This window comes from Rhizorhabdus antheiae (assembly GCF_049889055.1).
Lineage (GTDB): Bacteria > Pseudomonadota > Alphaproteobacteria > Sphingomonadales > Sphingomonadaceae > Rhizorhabdus.
The window spans coordinates 179532-198190 of the sequence record NZ_JBLTWO010000001.1 but is presented as its reverse complement, the minus strand read 5'-3'; the positions used below and the strand labels follow the sequence as shown (position 1 = coordinate 198190).

The following is an 18659-nucleotide window of genomic DNA, read 5'->3' as shown; positions in this document are numbered from 1 at the left end:
AAATCAGTGAAGTCCCGGCCCGCTTTCTATATTGCTTCCCGCCTCATTCTAACCTTTGTCCATAAATGCCGCGCCAACAGCAGCGGTGGCATCCGCATCCAGTGAGACCTGACATAGAAGCCGAGGCGCGTGAAGGGCCGGGTAGGGCGGCCCCAACCATCCCGTGCCAGAAGGCATCGCATGAACGCTGTGTCCCGCATCCGGTCATGCCCCGCCAGTCGGGGCTCTACCGGGGTTGCGAACAGCCGGTTCGCGAGGCGCAGCGCCAGCGCCACCGGCTCGCGCATCTGGTGCAGGGTGGCGCGCTCGCCCAGCAGTGGCCAGAAGTCCCGGTCGGCGCCGAACAGCCGCAGCAGGCGATCGATGTCCCACAGATTGCGCAGCCCACCGCTGAGGTCGCCATCGGCGAACAGATGCGCGGCCGCGTGGACGATCATGTCGGCCGGCGCCAGAATGCGCAGGCCGTCTGCAATCTCCATACTATCGCGGACCAGCGCCGCCGCATCGGGCGTCCGGCGCGCCGTCAGCGGCAAGATGCTGTGGTGCACGTCGATCATCGATCCCCGCTCGCCATGCGCCAGCGGCGGCAGCTCGTGCATCCAGTTGCGATAATAGGCCTGGGTATAGGGATCGTCCTTGACCCAGGCATAGCCGGCGTCGAGCAACGCCCGCTCGGCGCAGTCGAGCCGGTCCCTGGGCAGCAGGATGTCGAGGTCGCCGACATGGCGGCCCGGCGCCGGAGGCAGGCCCGCAAAGGCGAAGGCGCTGCCCTTCAGCAGAATCGGGGACAGGCCGACCAGCGCCAGCGCACGGCGGGCCATCTCGACCTCCCACAGCGCCTGTTGCTGCGCAACGGCGGCCGCCGACCGGATCGTTTCAAGTTCGCGGCTGATCGGTGCCGGCAGCGGTAGGCCGGCGAGGCGGTAGGCGAGGCTGCCTTCGAGCCGCTCCAGCCGGGCGATCGACAGCAGCGCAGGCCAGTCGGCGGCATCGAGCGACAGCGCCGCGACCGGGTCGGCCAATATCCTTGCCAGGGGCAATGCCGACTTCACAGCCCTGCCTCGGCGCAGAACTGCTCGACGATCGCCACGCCGGTCGGTCCGTCTGGGTAGGCGAAGCGGACCGCCGGAACGGTCTGGGCAATGTGCGACAGCCGGACGAAGCCCGCTTCGCCCAGGTCGCTATAGTTGGTCGACCCTTCGGTCATCCGCGCGAACAGTTCGGACCGGCTGACCCCTTCGACCGCCGCCGCCTGCCCGAAGGTGGGAAACAGGATCAGCGCCGGATCGGCGGGCTCGTCCATGCGGGCGATGGCATCCGGGGCGGGGCGCAGGTGGCGCAGTTCGCCCTTGGGCGTTCCCGAAAGATGCGGCCCGAAGCGGCTGGCGTCGGTGACCACCGCCTCCATCGCGGTGATGGATTGATTCTTCAGGCTGATCGCGCGCGGGAAGGGGCGTATCAGGCCGCTGGCGAGGTCGATCATGACGAATTCGTCTGCCAGCAGGCGCCAGCCGGTCTCGCCGAGCAGAGCGGCGAGCGTCGACTTGCCAGAGCCCGATTCGCCGGGAAGGATCACCGCCCGGCCGCCGCGTTCGACGGCCGCCGCGTGGAGCAGCAGATAGCGTCGCTCGCCGAGAGCCACCTGCATGTTCATCGCCATTTCGAGCGCGAGCAGGCCGTGGCGCAGCGCCATCGGCACGGTTCCGTCCAGCCGGTGGTCGCCCTCGACCACGACCTGCGGGCGGATCCAGCGGCGGAGCGGCGAGGGGGCATCGATCCGCGCGGTGACAGTGGCGATGCGCTCTTCCGGCGAAGGATAGCCCGCATAGAGGCGTGCTGCCGCAGCGATCGGAGCAGGCCATGGGGAGCCCAACCGGAAGGCCAGCGGCCCCACGCGGACGATCAAGCTGTACATCGTTCGGTCCACACGAGGCCGGCTGCCGTCAGCTCGATGAGGCGGCGGGAAACGACCTCCCGGGCTTCATCGTCCAGCTCCAGCCCCAGTCTGATGCACAGCCGTTCCGCCAGATCCTCCGCAGTCGCGGACTGCTCGGCAAGCAGCGTCAGCATGTCCGGCACGGGTGCATCGAGAAAATGGGTGGTGCCCGACGGCCGGTGGAAGACCAGCGTCAGGCCATCCACCGGTTCGATGCGGCAGCTGTCCGGATAGTCGGTGCGATAGAGGCGGTAGCGCGCCAAAGGCCCGGCGGTCCTGTTCGCGATCAGCGGCGGCTCTGGATCGACGAGTAACAGGTATAGCCTTGCTTACCCATGGTCAGCTTCTTGATATAATTGTTGAAGGCGTTGGTCGCGTTCTGGTTGTAGCCGCTGTAGCGCGTGCCATAGGCCAGCGAGTTCTTGACGTCCTCGCCGCGCAGGGGCGTCGACGGCGGCCTGAAGCTGTTGGAAGTGTTCGCGTTGACGACGTCGCCATTGCTACGAATCCACTTTCCCGACTGACTGGTCTGCGGGACCGGGATCGAACAGGTGATGCCCGAAACCGCAGCCTGTGCAAGCCCGGCACCAGGACGGATGGTGAAGACGGCGGCGGCGCCGAGCGCGCCGAGACGGAGCATCGAGCGGCGGGTGGTCGCATTCTCCTCGCTGCCTTGCTCGGCGGCAGGGTTTGACGGGGCCTCTGGCTGTTCGTTTTCGCTACGCATCACATTCCCCCAACGCAGGTCGGTTCGTCTTACCGGCATTATTGGGCGCTTGCGAGGAGGTTTATGTCAATTTCGGTTACGTCGGCCTCTGGCTTTTATGTCCGATAGATTTCACATTCCGCAGGTAGACGGAATCGGATGAAGCATGAAGCCCTGCCGGACGCTGGCCAGGAAGCGCATATGACGGGTCGGAGAGGCGTGCGGGTGGCGCTCGCGCTCGTCACCGTCGCGTCTGGTGGATGGTTGTTGTCGGCGCCGTTGGTGTCCGCGCTTGTCATGGGCCTGATCGCGGCCTTCCTCACATGGGTGTCATCATCGCCCGCATCCGAAGCGCCGACCTTGCTGCCACCTCCGCCGGTCCAGATCATCGACCGGACGCAGGAGGTGATCGACGCCGTCGACGATGCCCTTCTGATCGTCGAGCGTCAGCGGATTACCCATGCGAACGAGGCCGCCCGCCGCCTGTTCGGCAGCGAGCGGGTTCAGGGCGATTTCCGGCTGGCGATCCGCCACCCGACCGCCGCAGAGCTGATCCTCGCCGATCGCGAGACCGAAGCGCCGGTGGAGATTGCGGGTCTCGTCGAGGCCGACCGGCGCTGGGCGATGAGCGTGCGGCGGATCAGCGAGGGCGCCAAGCTGGTCACGCTGCGCGACCGCACCGACAGCTGGATCGCCGAGCGCATGCGGGTCGACTTCGTCGCCAATGCCAGTCACGAACTGCGCACCCCGCTCGCCACCGTTCTCGGCTTCGTCGAAACGCTGATGGAGGGCGGTGCCGGCGACGATCCGGCCATCCGCCAACGCTTCCTGGGCATCATGATGGGCGAGGCCAAGCGGATGCAGCAGCTGGTCGACGACCTCATCTCGCTGTCGCGGATCGAGGCCGACCGATTCTCGATCCCGCAGACGCCGTTGCGTCTCGGCGCGGTCATCGACGAGGTGGTCGGCGTCATCCGATCGGGCCTTCGCGACGATCCCGACCGGATCAAGATAGAGACGGCGCCCTGCGCCGAGGTGCGTGCCGACCGCGTCCAGATCGGGCAGGTGCTCCACAATCTCATCGGCAATGCGCTGAAATATGGAAAAGCTGGCGGCGCGATCCGCGTGTCGCTCGACATGGTGCAGGGCAAGGTGCGCTTGCGCGTCGCCGACGAAGGCGAGGGGATCGCGCCCGAGCATTTGCCGCGCCTGACCGAACGCTTCTACCGGGTCGACTCCGGCCGCAGCCGTTCGATCGGCGGAACCGGCCTTGGCCTCGCGATCGTCAAGCATATCGTCGAGCGCCATCGGGCCGCGCTGGACATTGCTTCGCAGCCCGGCGTCGGAACGACCGTGACTGTCATATTTCCCGCTATTGTCCCCGGTTCATTGTCATCATAGTGCAACACGATACCCCCATAGGCCGCGCCATTGCGGCGCCGGCGAACGGGTCCGGAGGGATGTGAAACGATGGTTACCGGACATACGGTCAAGGCGTTCGACGAGGATCTCGGCCAGCTGCGCGCGCTGATTTCGGAAATGGGCGGTCGTGCCGAAGCAGCGATCACCGGCGCGCTCGAAGCGCTGGTCAATCGCGACCTCGACAGCGCCGCGCGCATCGTCGAGGGCGACCAGCGCATCGACGAACTCGAAGCCGAGGTTGAGCGCCGGGTCGTTCGCCTGATCGCTCTCCGCGCTCCGATGGCCGACGATCTGCGCGAGGTTCTGGCCGCGCTCAAGATCGCCGGCGTCGTCGAGCGCATGGGCGACTATGCCAAGAATATCGCCAAGCGCGTCGCGGTCCTTCAGGATGCGCGCGGCATGGATGCCATGTCGGTGTTGCCGGCGATGGGTCGGGTCGCGGCTGAGATGGTCCGCAACGTGCTCGACGCCTTCGTGCTGCGTGACGCCGAGGCGGCGGTCGCCGTGTCCGAGCGCGATCGCGCGGTCGACGATTTCTACAACAGCCTGTTCCGCACGCTGCTGACCTACATGATGGAAAACCCGCACAATATCACGGCGTCGACGCATCTGCTGTTCATCGCCAAGAATATCGAGCGGATCGGCGACCACGCGACCAACGTCGCGGAGATGGTCTATTTTGCCGCCACCGGGCGGCAGATGGCGGAGCGGACGAAGGGCGAAGATCCCCTTCTTGGAGACGGTTGATGACACGCGCTCGGGTATTGCTGGTTGAAGACGATGCGGCGCTGGCCGAACTGGTAAGCTGGCATCTCGAGCGCGAGGATTTCGAAGTCGAACGCACCGCAGACGGCGAGGAGGCGATCCTCCTTGCCCGCGAGAATCCGCCGGATCTCGTCCTGCTCGACTGGATGATCGAGGGTGTCTCGGGCATCGAGGTGTGCCGCCAGCTGCGCCGGATGGGCGACACCGCCAATGTGCCGATCATCATGCTGACCGCGCGCGGCGAGGAAGAGGATCGCGTGCGCGGTCTGGAAACCGGCGCCGACGATTATGTCACCAAGCCGTTCAGCCCGCGCGAACTCGTCGCCCGCGTCGGCGCGGTGCTTCGCCGCGTGCGGCCTGCCCTGGCGGGCGAGCGGCTGTCCTATGCCGATATCGAGATGGACACGGCCAGCCACCGCGTCCGGCGCGGCGGCGCGGCGATCAGCCTGGGGCCGACCGAGTTCCGGCTGCTCAAGCATTTCCTCGAGCATCCGGGCCGCGTCTTTTCGCGCGAGCGGCTGCTGGACTCGGTCTGGGGCCGCGACAGCGACATCGAGCCGCGCACGGTGGACGTGCACATCCGGCGGTTGCGCAAGGCGATCAACGTCGCCGACGCACCCGACCTGATCCGTACGGTGCGGTCGGCAGGCTATGCGCTCGACAGCGAGGGCCTCTCCTGATCCCTGCTGTATTGCATAGATAATACGGCTGGTCTATCCTGCGGCCCTTCGCCGCAGGAGATGGCCGCGTGTATAGTGAGAGCGATATCGATGCCGCAGTGGCTGCGGGGGCGCTGACGCCAGAGGCCGCCGAAGCTTTCCGGACCCATGTCGCGGAGATGCGCGCGGCGCCGGCAGTGGATCAGGAGAGCTTCCGCTTTCTGACCGGCTTCAACGACATCTTCGTGTCGATCGCCGCCGTCCTGATGCTCGTGGCGCTCGGCTGGCTGGGCAATTCGGTGCGCCTGCTCGCGCAGCCCGATGCGCCGTCGCCGCTCGCGGGTCTGGCGGTGGCCGCCGGCGCCTGGGGCCTGGCCGAATATTTCACCCGCCAGCGGCGCATGGCGCTGCCCAGCATCTTGCTGCTGCTCGCCTTCACCGGCGGCCTCGGCGTCGGGACGATGATGCTGCTCTCCGCTTTGCTGGGCGTAGTGCCCGACGGTAACGACCGGGCCATGGCACTGCTGACATCGGCCGCTGCAGCGGTAACGGCAGGGGGCGTGTGGTTCCACTGGCGACGCTTCCAGGTGCCGATCACGATCGCGGCCGGTGCCGCCACTCCACTCTGGCGGCCTTGTCGATAGGCCTCATAATGGCTGCGGTCCCGCCGGTGGTCGATTATCTCTCCCCGCTGATCTTCCTGGCCGGCATCGCAGTCTTCGCGCTCGCAATGCGCTGGGACATGAGCGACCGGACGCGGACGACGCGTCGCTCGGATGTGGCCTTCTGGCTGCACCTGCTCGCCGCACCGATGCTGGTCCATCCTATCTTTTCGGCCTTCGGCCCGCGCACGGAATTGGGAGCGCCGGTCGTGATCGCGCTCTACATCCTGCTCGGCTTCGTGGCGCTGGCGATCGACCGGCGTGCGCTGATGGTCTCGGCGCTGGCCTATGTGCTCTACGCGATCGGCCATCTGATCGATCAGGGCGGCGGCGATGGCGGCAGCTTCGGGATCACCGCGCTGGTGATCGGTTCGGCGCTGCTGCTGCTGTCGGCCTTCTGGACGGTAGCGCGGGCCTGGGTGGTGGAAAGGCTGCCGCAAGGGCTGGCCGACCGCCTGCCGATGATCGACCGGCGCGCGATTGCCTGATTGCCTCAGTCGTCGACGAGCTTCATCAGGCGGCGTTCGACCGGGGCCAGCACCGGCCCCAGTTCCTGACCGCGCTTGAGGACGGCCCCGCCTTCGCCGATCAGCGCCCACATGCCCTGGCGATTGCGCAGGGCAGGGCGTTTCTCGATCCGATATTCGGGGCGCTCGGCCGCGCGTCGGAAGGCGGCGAAGCAGGCGGCCTCCCTGCCGAGGTCGATTGCATAATCCTTCCACAGGCCGGCTGCGACCATGCGGCCGTAGAGATCGAGGATGCGCATCAATTCGACCCGATCGAAGCCGACCTGCAGCGGCTTGCCGGGGAAGGGGGCGACGGTGCCCATCAGGCCCGTTCGCGATCCTCATCCAGTTTCGCCCGCGCCGCGTCGCGCTCCTCGATCACCTGACTGATGCGGCCGCGCAGCGTTTCGAGCTCGCAGCGCAATATCTCGAGCTGCTGGGTCTGCGGATCGAAGCGCTCGCTGCACGCAGTGCCATAAGGTACGAAGCCCTTCTGATATTCGCGGGCATCGACCAGCATCGGGCGTGCGGGGATGCCGACCACGACCTGGCCCTCGGCGACATCCTTGGTGACGACGGCATTGGCGCCGACGCGCGCGCGGGGCCCGATCATGATCGGGCCGAGAATGGCCGCGCCCAGGCTGATGATCGCGCCGTCGCCGATCGTCGGATGGCGCTTGCCGCCCTCGCCATTGGTGGGGTTGGTTCCGCCCAGGGTCGAGCCCTGATACATGGTGACGTCGTCGCCGATCACCGCCGTCTCGCCGATCACGACGAAACCATGGTCGATGAAGAGGTTGCGGCCGATCTGCGCGCCGGGGTGGATGTCGATCGCGGTCAGCATGCGCGCGATATGGTTCACGAACCGCGCGAGGAAGAACAGTTCTGCCTGGAACAGCCAGTGCGCGACCCGGTGCAGGCCGAGCGCCCAGACGCCCGGATAGAGCAATATCTCCCAGCGCGAGCGCGGGGCGGGATCGCGGGCCTTGATCGAGTCGAGATAGGAAATGAGAGAGTCGAACATCGCAGGTCCTTCAGGCCCGTTCCCGGGAAGAGCGCAATATAGGCGCGAAGGTTCCGCGTGCAAAGATGTTCCTGAGCGGTACGTAGTAAAGCGGGCAGGATAAGAGCCTGCGACCGACACGAAACGGGCACCGGCCGGCTATCACGACCGGCGCCCGCGCAACTGTCAGACAGCGGTGGCGTGGACCGTCGCGGCGGCCTTGATCACGGCGCCGACGCGCGCGGCGGTCTGGATCACGTCGGATCCGACGCCATGCTGGCGCAGCACCTTTTCATGGCTGTCGATGCACATGCCGCAGCCGTTCATCGCGGAAACGGCGAGGCTGAACAGCTCGAAATCATCTTTCTCGATGCCGGGTGCACCGATGACGTTCATGCGCAGTTTCGCCGGCATCTGCCCATAGTCCTTGTTCGAGGCCAGATGGACGAAGCGGTAATAGACATTGTTCATCGCCATGACCGCAGCCGATGCGCGGGCGGCATTGGCAGCCTCTGGGCTCAGCTTGCCGGCGGCTTCGGCTTCGGCCGCCTCGACGATCGGCTTGTAGCCGGTGCCATGCGCGCAGGCGAGCAGCAGGCCATATTTGCGCTGGTCGGTCAGCGTCTGGTCACCGAGCAGCGACCCGACGTTGAGCCGGATATCCTTGGCATAATCGGGCAGTGCGTCGGCGAATTCCTTGAGTGACATCGAAGGCTCCTCAACTGTTCGGGTGGGTTCGGGGGAGGGGACAAGAAAAAGGGGCGCGGCGATCGGCAACCGACCCGCCGCGCCCCCTTCGCCGGGTCGCGATGACGCGACCCGGAGTGGCTGCCCGGAAAGGGGGTCAGGCAGCCGGCTTCAGAACCTCTTCGCCGGCCTTCCAGTTGCACGGGCACAGCTCGTCGGTCTGCAGCGCGTCGAGAACGCGCAGCGCCTCCGCCGGGTTGCGGCCCTGGTTCAGGCCGTTGACGGTGACGTGCTGGATGACGTTGTGCGGGTCGACGATATAGGTCGCACGATAGGTCACGCCGGCCTCGGCATCGACGATGCCCAGGGCGTTCGACAGCTTCTTCTGGTTGTCGGCGATCCAGGGGAAGTCGCAGGCGGCCAGACGCTCGTCCGACTTGCGCCACGCGAAGTGGACGAAATCGGTGTCGGTCGACGCGCCGATCAGGACGGCGTCGCGATCCTCGAAATCCTTCTTCAGCTCATTGTAGCCGATGATTTCGGTCGGGCAGATGAAGGTGAAGTCCTTCGGCCAGAAGAACACGACCTTCCACTTGCCGCCCGTGTCGCCGGTATCGATCGTCTCGCCACCGGGCAGAGCCGAAACCCCCTGCTGGACCGGAAGGACGAAGGCGGGGAACTTGTCACCAACGGTAAGAGCCACAATGATTCTCCTATGCACAGGGTAGGTTGGAGCCGGCTGAATGGCAGGCTGGACGTCAACGTGCAAATTGATTATTTCTCGCGAATTGATCGAGAGAGGCGATGAATGGCAACCTATCTTCCGACGCTGAAGCAGCTGCAATATCTCGTCGCGCTCAAGGATCACGGGCATTTCGGACGCGCGGCCGAGGCCTGTTTCGTGACCCAGTCGACGCTGTCGGCGGGGTTGCGTGAGCTGGAATCGCTGATCGGCATCACTCTTGTCGAACGCACCCGCCGCGTGGTGCGCTTCACTCCGCTGGGCCTGCGCATCGCCGAGAAGGCTCAGCGCGTGCTGCGCGAGGCCGAGGAACTGGGCGATCTGGCGCGCGCCGCCGGCAAGCCCCTGTCGGGCGATCTGCGCATGGGCGTCATCCCGACCATCGCCCCCTTCCTGCTGCCGCGCATCCTGCCCAAATTGCGGGCGGCGTGGCCCGACCTCAAGCTCTACTTACGCGAGGAGACGACCAGCGCCGCCTGTGACTCGCTCCACCGCGGGCATCTCGACTGCGTGCTGCTCGCTTTGCCCTATCATTGCGGTGACGTGGAATCGGTCGACCTGTTCCTCGACCGCCTGTTCGTCGCCTATCCCGAGGGTGAGATGGACGGGCGCTCGCCCAACCTGACCGCTGCGGACATCGACGAGAGCCGCCTCCTGCTGCTGGAGGACGGTCATTGCCTCAAGGACCATGCGCTGGCGGCCTGCAACCGCCCCGAACTGCGCGCCGAGGCGGCGATGCTGGGCACCTCGCTCCACACGCTGGTGCAGATGGTCGACAATGGCTTGGGTGTCACCTTGCTGCCGAAGATGGCGCTCGATGCCGGTATTCTCGAGAACACCCATGTCCAGGCCAAGCCGCTGTCGGCCGACCACCCCGCCCGCCGCATCGCCCTCGCCTGGCGCCGCGGTAGCCCGCGCGAGAAGGAGTTTCGCCTGCTGGCGGACGCGCTGCGGGGGGTGGAATGAGCCAGGTTGCCCTTGCAACGAAGCTCCACTCGATGCCGGTTCGCACCGAGGGTGGACGCAGTTGGCGCATCCGTCCATAGCGGCTGAAAACCTTGCTCTGGTGTAGACTGGATGATGAATAAAAGGCGCTTCTTTCTCACGATGGCAGCCATCATTAAAGATGAGGCGCCGTATCTCGCCGAGTGGCTAGAATATCATATGCTCCAGGGCGTCGAGCATGTTTATATTTACGACAATGGAAGTTCCGATCGCCCATTGGACGTCCTTGACGACTATATCGTACAGGGCCGGGTCACGTTCTTGAGCTGGCCGGAATTTCCCGGGCAGCTTTCAGCTTACAGCCATGCGATGAATATATTCGGTCGAGACACGGACTGGATGATGGTCATCGACGTCGATGAGTTCGTGCAATCGACCGCCGGTCAAAATATCATCGATGTGCTGTCCACCATTGGGGATAACGCCGATCAGTTGCTCCTTGCATGGATTCACTTCGGCAGTTCCGGGCATGAGGAAAAGCCTGAAGGACTTGTCGTCGAGAATTTCATTCACCGCAGCGTTGAAGCGCACAGGCAGACGAAATTCATCGTCCGGCCGGAGAGCGTGGCGACGGTCGGTGTCCATCATTGTGAAACGCTTACCGGGCGGACGGTAGATTGCCTCGGAAGGCCAGCCCATGAGCGCTGGATACAACCAGCGCCGCTACCCATGGACGTTCGCGTGAACCATTATTTTACCAAGTCGCGGGCGGAGTTCGCAGCGAAAATCGCCCGGGGGCAGTCGGACGGCGGTACCGGAAAGAAACTGGCTGACTTCGACCGATTTGAAACCCCGATGCTTGATGAAAGCCTGGCGGCGATGGGGACGATCATTCGCGCGGCGATGGAAGCAACGCGCAAGCGCCCGCGCCATTTTTCGGTTCACGCCCCGTGGTCTGCCCAGTCGGAATTGGTTTTTAGCGATCAATGGTTCAGGGCCGTTCGCCAGGGATTTGCATCGTTCAACGATGCCATCGCTGCGAATGAAGCGGCAAAGCTATCCATAACCACCGACCTAGGCCGCTTGACCGGCTTGCCCTGCTCGCCGTCCGACGCGAACGACCTTGCGACATCGGTGCAGACAATGGTCGGTGCGACGTCGATAATCGACCTGAGCGGAAACGAATGGCCTCTTGATATCTCACTGGATCAGGTGTCGCATTTCGGTCGACCCTATCTGGTCTGGCAGGGCTGGTCCGCCGAAAGCGTTGAGGCCAAGATCATTGTCGATGGAATTGATGGCGGCGGCAAGGCTTGGCAATCTGAGCGGGCGGTGGACATGGAGCGCGGCGATAATCTGATCGCAATGATCTTATCTGACCGGACTATTGTTGTTCAGCGAGTCAGAATTTTGTGTGATATGGTATCGGAGTGCAGAACGATATTTAGTAGGATGTACAGTTTTATTTGATAGGGTCCGACTACAATTTGATTGCGATGACACTCCACTTTGATTACGGATTACGGATTACGGATTACGGATTACGGATTACGGATTACGGATTACGGATTACGGATTACGGATTACGGTGAGGACGAGGCGCTCTCCACCCTCTTGCGCCGGTCGGAGAGCACGGGCCGTCCCCTTGGCTACGCCGCGTTTCTCGATCATATCGAGGCGACGCTGGGGCGAGATCCGAAGCCGGGCAAGCGCGGGCCGAAGGCGAAGGCGAAGGGGAATTGAGTGGAGTGTCACCGTAAATCCTGGGTGTCACCTTGCTGCCGAAAATGGCGCTTGATGCGGGTATCCTCGAGAACACCCATGTCCAGGCCAAGCCGCTGTCGGCCGACCACCCCGCCCGCCGTATCGCCCTCGCCTGGCGCCGCGGCAGCCCGCGCGAGAAGGAGTTCCGGCTGCTAGCCGATGCGCTGCGGGGGGTGGAATGAGGGAGGGGGAGGCCGCGATGTACAAGCTCTTCATCGGGAACAAGAACTACTCGTCCTGGTCGCTGCGCCCTTGGATCCTGATGCGCCAGCTGGGGATAGCGTTCGAAGAGATCCTCGTCCCCTTCGGAGATGGCGCCTTCGACGCCTTTTCTCCGACGGGGAAGGTGCCCTGCCTGATGGACGGCACGCTGGTCATATGGGACTCGCTGGCCATCGCCGAATATCTGGCCGAGCAAAACGCTGCCGTCTGGCCTGCCGATCGCGAGGCACGCGCCTGGGCGCGCAGCGCGGCAGCCGAGATGCACTCCGGCTTTTCGGCCCTGCGCGAGGTCTGCACGATGAACTGCGGCATCCGCGTCCAGTTGAAAGAGCAACCCTCTGCGCTCGACCGGGACATTACCCGCATTGCGAGCCTGTGGAGCGAAGGCCTGTCCCGTTTCGGCGGGCCCTGGCTGGCCGGCGCCGACTTCTCCGCCGTGGATGCATTCTTCGCCCCGGTCGCCTTCCGCTTCCAGACCTATGGCATCACGCTGGACGAAAGATGCGACGGCTATGCCCGGCGCCTGCTCGAATTGCCGCATATGGAGGCGTGGTACGCGGCAGCCCTGTCAGAACCGTATCGCGACGTTCCTCATGAGGAAGAAGCGCTACGGGCCGGGGCTATCGTTCAGGACTTCCGGAAATGCAGCGGCGAGGCGAATGCCTAACAGCGGCTTCCACAAAGTTCTGAACTTGAATTTGACCGCACTTTTTTAGCAGGGATAGTGTAATAATTGAAGTTTACATGCCGGCTGGTGCCGTAGTAATCGCGCGAGATAATTTTTCGCGACAGCATTTCATAATTAACTGTTCTGCATATTTCGATTCTACTTGGGAAATTCCCGAGCTATACGAATACGTTCGAAACGTGCCCGGCCGAATTTTTCCACTTACCTCGAAATAATATCTCTGGCTCTCTTCTAATACAAAATCCATCTCGACTTTGCTTTGGCCTGAAAGAAAGGGCCATGCTATCGTGATTTTATGGGGGCCTGGCGCTATGCGAGTGGCAGTAAAATGTCGGTTAGGCAGATCAGCAATCTTAATACCATCGATCTTTACAGTGGGGGTCCAAGCGGTTGGTTCCGCGTAACTCCTAAAAACAACTATGTTTGATTCGGTTGGTATGGTTATCGTACTGGGTGGAGCGGCGGATTCTGTAGCATGACCTTGCGAGTGAGCCAGTAGCGAGAAAGCTATGAAAAAGGCTGCGAAGGATGTTTTTGCTGACTGCTGCATTGAATTTCCCCGAAGAGTCCTTGGATGACGCACTAAGTGGACATTTTTCGAGCTGCAAGCGGTCGCTAGATGTCGATTGGTGTGAGAGTAGTGCGCTCCAACGAAGTGAATCCTGTACTGCTCTCCTCTCCGTTACCGCCGCCCTTCGAGATAATCGTTGAGCACCTCGTGGAAGAAACGCACCCGGGTTTCCTGTCCGGTCAGATAGGCGTCGCGATAGCCGCGTGAGTGCATGCCGCGTTGCATGCCTTCGGCCAGCATCATGTCCTGATAGACGATCTGCCCTTCGATCTCGGGCACGCCGCGGCCATTGTCGAAGTCGCGGACCTGCATCTCCGCTTCGCGCAGCGGCTGGGGGCCGGCCATGATCGATTCCACCTCGGTCTGCCCCTCCACGGGGAAGGCCATGCACCACAGGTCGAAGGTGCATTTGCCGGGGTCCTCGGGATGGGGTTCGGTCCGGAAGAAGATCAGGTTGTCGGGCAGGAAGCTGATCGTGACATTGGGGAAGATCACCGTGTGCGGGCTGTCGGTGATCTCTTCGTCGTTCATATGTTCATAGTGAACATAGCCGCGCTCGCGCCATAGCCGCTTCTTCGCCGCCTTCAGGTCGAGCCAGCCCTGCATCGCCTTGGTCTCGTAATCGGGATAGGCGTCCGGATCGATGTCCCACTGCCGCAATATATGGTCGAACGGGTGCGGCACGCCTTCGGGCAGGCGGTCGCTGAGCGAGGGGCGCATCGGCTGCACCGTCCGGCCATGGCCATTGGGGTACATTTCGTGCCGGGCGGTGTCGACGTCCTGGTCGATCCACGGCGGCACCTGCGGGTGGGCGGTGCGGGTGTGGTAGCTCTCCGAGAAATTGTCGGTCGCGAACTTCCAGTTGGTGTTGAGATTGATCTTCATCCAGAAGACGCGGACCGCCGTCTCCATCGGGTAGTTCTTGTACAACTCGGGGATGGGCGCGAGATAGTCGAGCAGCGCGGGTGCCTTGTCGTCCATCGTGTACCAGACGAAGCCGCCCCATGTGTCGCAGCGCAGCTCACGCAGGCGCAGCTTCCCGCAGGGATTGCCCTGTGGAAAGTCATGCGCGTCCTGGGCATGTTCGAGCAGCCCGTCCTTGCCCCATTTCCAGCCATGATAGGGGCAGTGAAAGGCCTCGGTGCTCGAGCTGGCGTCGGTCAGCCGCATGCCGCGATGCCCGCACGCATTGTAGAAGGCGCGGATCGAGCCGTCGTCCTGCCGGATGCAGATGACGCTCTCGTGCCGGAAGTCGTGCACGACATAGTCGCCCGGCTCCTCCAGTTCCGCCGTGCGCCCGGCGACGTGCCAGATCCGTGTCCACAGATGCTCCCATTCGCGGTCCATGAAGTCGCGGCTGGTGTAGCGGTCCCCGGTAATCGGATCGCCGCGCAGATTGGCAGGATCGCGACCGTCGATGGTCAGGGGATGGAGATCGGGCTGTCCCATGGCGACACTCCTTCAGTGGGTTGCGGACATCACTGCGCGGTCAGGCCGCCGTCGACGGTGAATTCGCCGCCGGTGACATATTTAGACGCGTCGGAGGCGAGGAAGGCGATCATCGCGGCGATGTCGTCGGGTTCGCCCATGCGGCCCATCGGGATGGCGGCGTTGATCGCGTCATATTGCTCCGGATTGTCCTTGATCGCGACCTGCTGCATGTCGGTCCAGATCACGCCGGGCTGCACCGAATTGACGCGGATATTCTCCTTGGCGCACTCCATCGCGATCGCCTTGGTCATGATGCGGACGCCGCCCTTGGACGCGGCATAGGCGGCCGCGCCGGGAATGCCGACGAGACCGGCGACCGAGGACAGATTGACGATCGATCCGCCGCGCCCCTGCACGCGCATCTGCTTCAGCGCGGCGCGGCAGCCGAGATAGACGCTGCTGAGGTTCACGTCGATCTGGCGCTGCCAGTCGGCGGGCTCCAGCGCGTCCATCCACTTTAGCACGGCGATGCCGGCATTGTTGACGAGGATGTCGAGCCCGCCGAAGCGCTCGACTGTTGTCGCGACCACCTTGTCCCAACCGGCGGCGTCGGTGACGTCCTGCGGCAGCGCCGCGACATCATGGCCCTCGGCGCGCAATTCCTCCGCGCGCGCGGCGACCGCATCGGCGGCGATGTCGGTGATCATGACCCGGGCGCCGGCACGCGCCATCATCCGCGCGGTGGCGAAGCCCAGGCCCATTTCGGAAGCGGCGCCGGTGATCAGGGCCGTCTTGCCTTGCAACGTCATACTATGAAGATCCTCGATGAGATGAAGTCAGGCGGTGCGGAGCCACTCGCGCTGGGACGAGCGATCCTCGGCCCCGCGTGCGCCCATGATGATGCCGGTGAGGTCGGCGAGGAAGCCGTCGGCCGCCGGGTCCATGCGGCCCCAGTCGACCAGTTCGGTGCGATGCGCGAACTTCCACACGCCGTCGCGCCGCTCATAGCGGTCGACATAGCGGCCGGCGATGATCATGTCGCGATCCTGCCCGTCGATCTCGACCCGGTGGAAGGCGAAATAATAGACCTCGCCGAAGCCGATATCGCCCTCGATCTCGATCAGCGACTGGCCGATCAGATGCTGGTTCGCCTTGTGCGCCGTCAGCAGGTCCTGCGCGAAGGCGACGAAATCGTGGCCAGATCCCTTGAAGATGCCATAGTCGGTCGTCGCGTCCGGCCAGAAACAGTCGCGCTGCATCTGGGCATCGAGCCGATCCTGCCCGCGCATGTAGCGTGATTGCAGATCCCGGATCGCATCCTTGGCGACCAGCATTTCCAGTGCGTCCATGGCTTGTCCTTTCAAAGAAAAAGGTACCGGCCGCCGCTGTGGGTGGCGGCCGGTACCAGGGAGGAGCCCTAGAAGCGCGCGGTCAACTGCAATTGCACCGTGCGGGGAAGCGAGACGAAGCCGATCTGGTCGGCCGGGGTGGCGGTGTTGGTGCCGGTTCCCACGCCGGTGTTCGGCGCATCGACCACGCCGCCGACGATGAAGCGGTTGGTCAGATTCTTGCCGATCAGTGCGATTTCGTAGCGGCTGTCGTCGAACTTGACGCGAATCGTGCCGTCCATCGTCAGGTAGCGCGGCTGGCGCGACAGCGGATGGGCGAAGCTGGAGGCGAGGTAGGAGCTCGAATAGCGCGTATCGACCGACAGGCCGAGGACGGCGTTGCCCGACAGCGGCGTGTCATAGCTGGCGCCGAGCGATCCGGTCCATTTCGGCGCGACCGCGGTCGGCTTGCCCGACAGGTCCTGGCCGAGTGCGCCCTGGAAGCTGGTGTCGCATCCGGCCGCGATCGACTGACCGCCATAGCAGGGCGCGATATAGCTGCCGTAGCGCGCGCGGTTGTAGTTGAGCGAGCCGTGCAGGTCGAAACCGGCAAGGGCACGCGGCGCATATTGGAATTCGAGCTCGACGCCTTTGGTCCGCGCCGAACCGGCGTTGGTGGTGATGAAGGCGAAGGTCGCCGAGTTGAAATAGTCGACCTGCAGGTCGAGATATTTATAGCTGTAGAGGCCCAGGTTCAGGCGCAGCTGGCGATCGAACAGCGTCGTCTTGATCCCGCCCTCGAAGCCGCACGCGCGCTCCGGATTGAAGGCGACGTCGCTGGGGATGGTGGTGCCGCTGACGAAGCCGCTGTTCGAGAAACCGCCCGATTTATAGGCGGTCTTGTAGGCGCCATAGACGGTGATGTCGCGGGTCGGCTGCCAGGTCAGCGTCGCTTCGGGGGACCAGTTGTTGAAGGTCTGGTCGCCGAAGATCGGGCTGTTCTGCAGGAAGATGCCCTGGATCGCGGCGTTCACATAGGGCTGGACCAGGAAACTGTCCTTGGTCTCGTGCGTGTAGCGGACGCCGGTCGCGAATTCGAGTGTCGGCACGATCTTCCACGACAGCTGGCCATAAGCGGACAGCGTCTCGCCCTCGGTTTCCGAACGCTTCAGATAGGCGAGGTAGCGCAGGTTGGCCGGCTGCGAGCTGTCTTCGATATTGGCGAAGGCGCCGGTCTGGGTGTGGTCGCGCTTGGTCGACTGATAATAGGCGCCGGCCAGCAGATTGACCGGCCCGTCGAAGCTGGTCTGCGCGCGGAATTCGGACGAGAAGGCGTGATATTTCGACTTTTCGGACGAGGGCGCGGCCGCAAGGTTCGACGAGACGAAGGTGCAGTCGCACGACCAGCGGTTGTTGTTCTCGTTGTAATTGTTGATCCAGGTCAGCGTCAGCCCGTCCAGCGCATATTCCGCGGTGCCGGTAACCGCCCAGCTCCGATAGCGGTTGTAGAGCGCGCCATCCTTGCGGCTGAACGGCTGGTTGCCGGCGATGTCGACGGGGATGTTGTTCTGGTAGACGTTGAACTTGCGCTCGCACTTCACGTTCGGGTTGAGCGCGTAGGTGCCGGCCGCACAGGCGAAGGGCACATAGTTCCAGCTGTTGTTGTCGGTGTCGTTCGACGAGAGATTGGCCTTCAATGTCATCGTCAGCCGGTCGACCGGCTCCCATTTCAGCGTCACGCGGCCGAGCAGTTCCTGCTCGCCCGGATTGTCGCGGGTCGAAGCACGGGCCAGGTGCGGCGTGGTGACGCCGGTCGCGATGTCGAAGGTGTTGTAGGTCTTGTCGGTGCCGCGATTCTTGAAATAGCCGCCGAACATGTTCGACGCGCGCAGCGCGACGCGGATGCCGAGCGTGTCGGTCAGCGGGCCCGAGGCCATCGCTTCGCCGACCAGATTCTTGCCGCGGAATTCATAGCCCAGCCGGCCCATAAACTCGGGCTTGGACGTCGGATCGGCCGAGCGGATCGCGATCACGCCGGCGGTCGCGTTCTTGCCGAAGAACAGCGCCTGCGGCCCTTTCAGCATTTCGACCCCGGCGAGGTCCAGGAAGCCTTCGTTGATCACGCGGCCCTGGCCATAATAGACGCCGTCGAGCACGACAGCGACCGACTGCTCGATGCCGATCGAGGTCGAGGAAGAGCCGATGCCGCGCAGCGTGAGCTGGGCACCGGAGCCGTTCGACGATCGGCCGATGGTGAACTGCGGCGTCTGCGTGGAGATTTTCTCCAGGCTCGTCATGTCATATTTCTGGATCTGTGCAGCGGACAGCGCGGTGACCGAGACGGGGACGTCCTGCAGGCTTTCCTCGCGGCGCCGTGCGGTGACGACGATCTCGGTCAGGCCGCCCTGATCGCTTGCCTCGGGGGCTTGCGTCTGTTGAGCGGCGGCGGGCGTCGCGACGAGGGGTAGCAATATGGCGCTGCCGAGCAGCATGGTGCGCATGATCGTGCCGAAGCGGGTGTTCACAGGCATGTCGTCTCTCCCAAGACCCTATGTTTTTCTGTCCGTGACGCTTGGTGAGGCGCGTCGATCCCGTCGATCGACGTCGAAATCAGACTATCCT

At 63.9% G+C, this 18659-nt stretch carries 18 protein-coding genes and 2 pseudogenes; 8 read left to right on the top strand and 12 right to left on the bottom strand.

Translation table 11 applies throughout. The annotated features are described in order from the left end of the window. Positions 1–26 precede the first annotated feature (26 nt). From ACNI3R_RS00880 to ACNI3R_RS00865, 4 genes are read right to left on the bottom strand one after another with little or no spacing between them, the layout of a single operon-like run. Positions 27–1052, bottom strand: a complete 1026-nt coding sequence (locus ACNI3R_RS00880; protein WP_426179117.1) for a nucleotidyltransferase domain-containing protein — start codon at positions 1050–1052, stop codon at positions 27–29. Beyond that, complete coding sequence (locus ACNI3R_RS00875; RefSeq protein WP_426179115.1) at positions 1049–1915, bottom strand: HprK-related kinase A; 867 nt, start codon at positions 1913–1915, stop codon at positions 1049–1051. Before ACNI3R_RS00875 ends, ACNI3R_RS00880 begins: the two co-directional genes overlap by 4 nt. Further along, positions 1903–2199: an HPr-rel-A system PqqD family peptide chaperone gene (locus ACNI3R_RS00870; protein ID WP_426179113.1), complete on the bottom strand. Its 297-nt coding sequence runs from the start codon at positions 2197–2199 to the stop codon at positions 1903–1905. The genes ACNI3R_RS00875 and ACNI3R_RS00870 overlap by 13 nt, the downstream gene beginning before the upstream one ends. A gap of 23 nt (positions 2200–2222) precedes the next feature. Continuing rightward, a complete protein-coding gene (locus tag ACNI3R_RS00865; protein ID WP_426179112.1) occupies positions 2223–2663 on the bottom strand; it encodes a hypothetical protein in 441 nt (146 codons plus the stop codon). A gap of 180 nt (positions 2664–2843) precedes the next feature. Here ACNI3R_RS00865 and ACNI3R_RS00860 point away from each other — a divergent pair, with 180 nt between their 5' ends. The 4 genes and pseudogenes from ACNI3R_RS00860 (at position 2844) to ACNI3R_RS00845 (ending at position 6638) form a co-directional block, all read left to right on the top strand. Then, complete coding sequence (locus tag ACNI3R_RS00860; protein ID WP_426179111.1) at positions 2844–4043, top strand: ATP-binding protein; 1200 nt, start codon at positions 2844–2846, stop codon at positions 4041–4043. A 69-nt stretch (positions 4044–4112) separates the two neighbouring features. After that, positions 4113–4811, top strand: a complete 699-nt coding sequence (gene phoU, locus ACNI3R_RS00855) for a phosphate signaling complex protein PhoU (protein ID WP_296625264.1) — start codon at positions 4113–4115, stop codon at positions 4809–4811. Continuing rightward, positions 4811–5509, top strand: a complete 699-nt coding sequence (gene phoB / locus ACNI3R_RS00850) for a phosphate regulon transcriptional regulator PhoB (protein WP_165324218.1) — start codon at positions 4811–4813, stop codon at positions 5507–5509. Before phoU ends, phoB begins: the two co-directional genes overlap by 1 nt. A 68-nt stretch (positions 5510–5577) precedes the next feature. Next, positions 5578–6638: pseudogene (locus ACNI3R_RS00845) on the top strand (hypothetical protein). A 5-nt stretch (positions 6639–6643) separates the two neighbouring features. Here ACNI3R_RS00845 and ACNI3R_RS00840 read toward each other — a convergent pair. From ACNI3R_RS00840 to ACNI3R_RS00825, 4 genes are all read right to left on the bottom strand, one after another. After that, positions 6644–6979 carry a DUF2794 domain-containing protein gene (locus tag ACNI3R_RS00840; protein WP_426179109.1) on the bottom strand — a complete coding sequence of 112 codons (336 nt, stop codon included), beginning with the start codon at positions 6977–6979 and terminating at the stop codon, positions 6644–6646. Beyond that, positions 6979–7680 (bottom strand): serine O-acetyltransferase EpsC, encoded by a 702-nt coding sequence (gene epsC / locus ACNI3R_RS00835; RefSeq protein WP_426179108.1) that lies wholly within the window; start codon positions 7678–7680, stop codon positions 6979–6981. The genes ACNI3R_RS00840 and epsC overlap by 1 nt, the downstream gene beginning before the upstream one ends. Before the next feature lie 165 nt (positions 7681–7845). Next, complete coding sequence (locus ACNI3R_RS00830; RefSeq protein ID WP_426179106.1) at positions 7846–8367, bottom strand: carboxymuconolactone decarboxylase family protein; 522 nt, start codon at positions 8365–8367, stop codon at positions 7846–7848. Positions 8368–8503: 136 nt separating this feature from the next. Beyond that, the gene (locus tag ACNI3R_RS00825) at positions 8504–9049 is read right to left on the bottom strand and encodes a peroxiredoxin (RefSeq protein WP_426179105.1); all 546 of its coding nucleotides are present in this window, start codon (positions 9047–9049) and stop codon (positions 8504–8506) included. Positions 9050–9154: 105 nt separating this feature from the next. Between ACNI3R_RS00825 and ACNI3R_RS00820 the strand changes: the two genes are divergently transcribed. The 4 genes and pseudogenes from ACNI3R_RS00820 (at position 9155) to ACNI3R_RS00805 (ending at position 12686) form a co-directional block, all read left to right on the top strand. Next, positions 9155–10054, top strand: coding sequence for a hydrogen peroxide-inducible genes activator (locus tag ACNI3R_RS00820; protein WP_426179103.1), 900 nt, complete (start codon positions 9155–9157; stop codon positions 10052–10054). 141 nt (positions 10055–10195) lie between these two features. Further along, positions 10196–11503 carry a glycosyltransferase family 92 protein gene (locus ACNI3R_RS00815; RefSeq protein WP_426179101.1) on the top strand — a complete coding sequence of 436 codons (1308 nt, stop codon included), beginning with the start codon at positions 10196–10198 and terminating at the stop codon, positions 11501–11503. Positions 11504–11796: 293 nt separating this feature from the next. Then, positions 11797–11979 (top strand): annotated as a pseudogene (locus ACNI3R_RS00810) (LysR substrate-binding domain-containing protein); the annotation flags it as partial. A gap of 17 nt (positions 11980–11996) precedes the next feature. Beyond that, a complete protein-coding gene (locus tag ACNI3R_RS00805; RefSeq protein WP_426179099.1) occupies positions 11997–12686 on the top strand; it encodes a glutathione S-transferase family protein in 690 nt (229 codons plus the stop codon). Positions 12687–13389: 703 nt separating this feature from the next. Here the strand turns inward: ACNI3R_RS00805 and ACNI3R_RS00800 are convergent. From ACNI3R_RS00800 to ACNI3R_RS00785, 4 genes are all read right to left on the bottom strand, one after another. Then, positions 13390–14727, bottom strand: coding sequence for an aromatic ring-hydroxylating oxygenase subunit alpha (locus ACNI3R_RS00800; RefSeq protein ID WP_426179097.1), 1338 nt, complete (start codon positions 14725–14727; stop codon positions 13390–13392). A gap of 29 nt (positions 14728–14756) precedes the next feature. After that, positions 14757–15518: an SDR family NAD(P)-dependent oxidoreductase gene (locus ACNI3R_RS00795; RefSeq protein WP_426179095.1), complete on the bottom strand. Its 762-nt coding sequence runs from the start codon at positions 15516–15518 to the stop codon at positions 14757–14759. Between the two features lie 27 nt (positions 15519–15545). Further along, positions 15546–16058 carry a nuclear transport factor 2 family protein gene (locus tag ACNI3R_RS00790; RefSeq protein ID WP_426179094.1) on the bottom strand — a complete coding sequence of 171 codons (513 nt, stop codon included), beginning with the start codon at positions 16056–16058 and terminating at the stop codon, positions 15546–15548. Positions 16059–16126: 68 nt separating this feature from the next. Next, positions 16127–18568, bottom strand: coding sequence for a TonB-dependent receptor (locus ACNI3R_RS00785; protein WP_426179093.1), 2442 nt, complete (start codon positions 18566–18568; stop codon positions 16127–16129). Between the last annotated feature and the right edge of the window lie 91 nt (positions 18569–18659).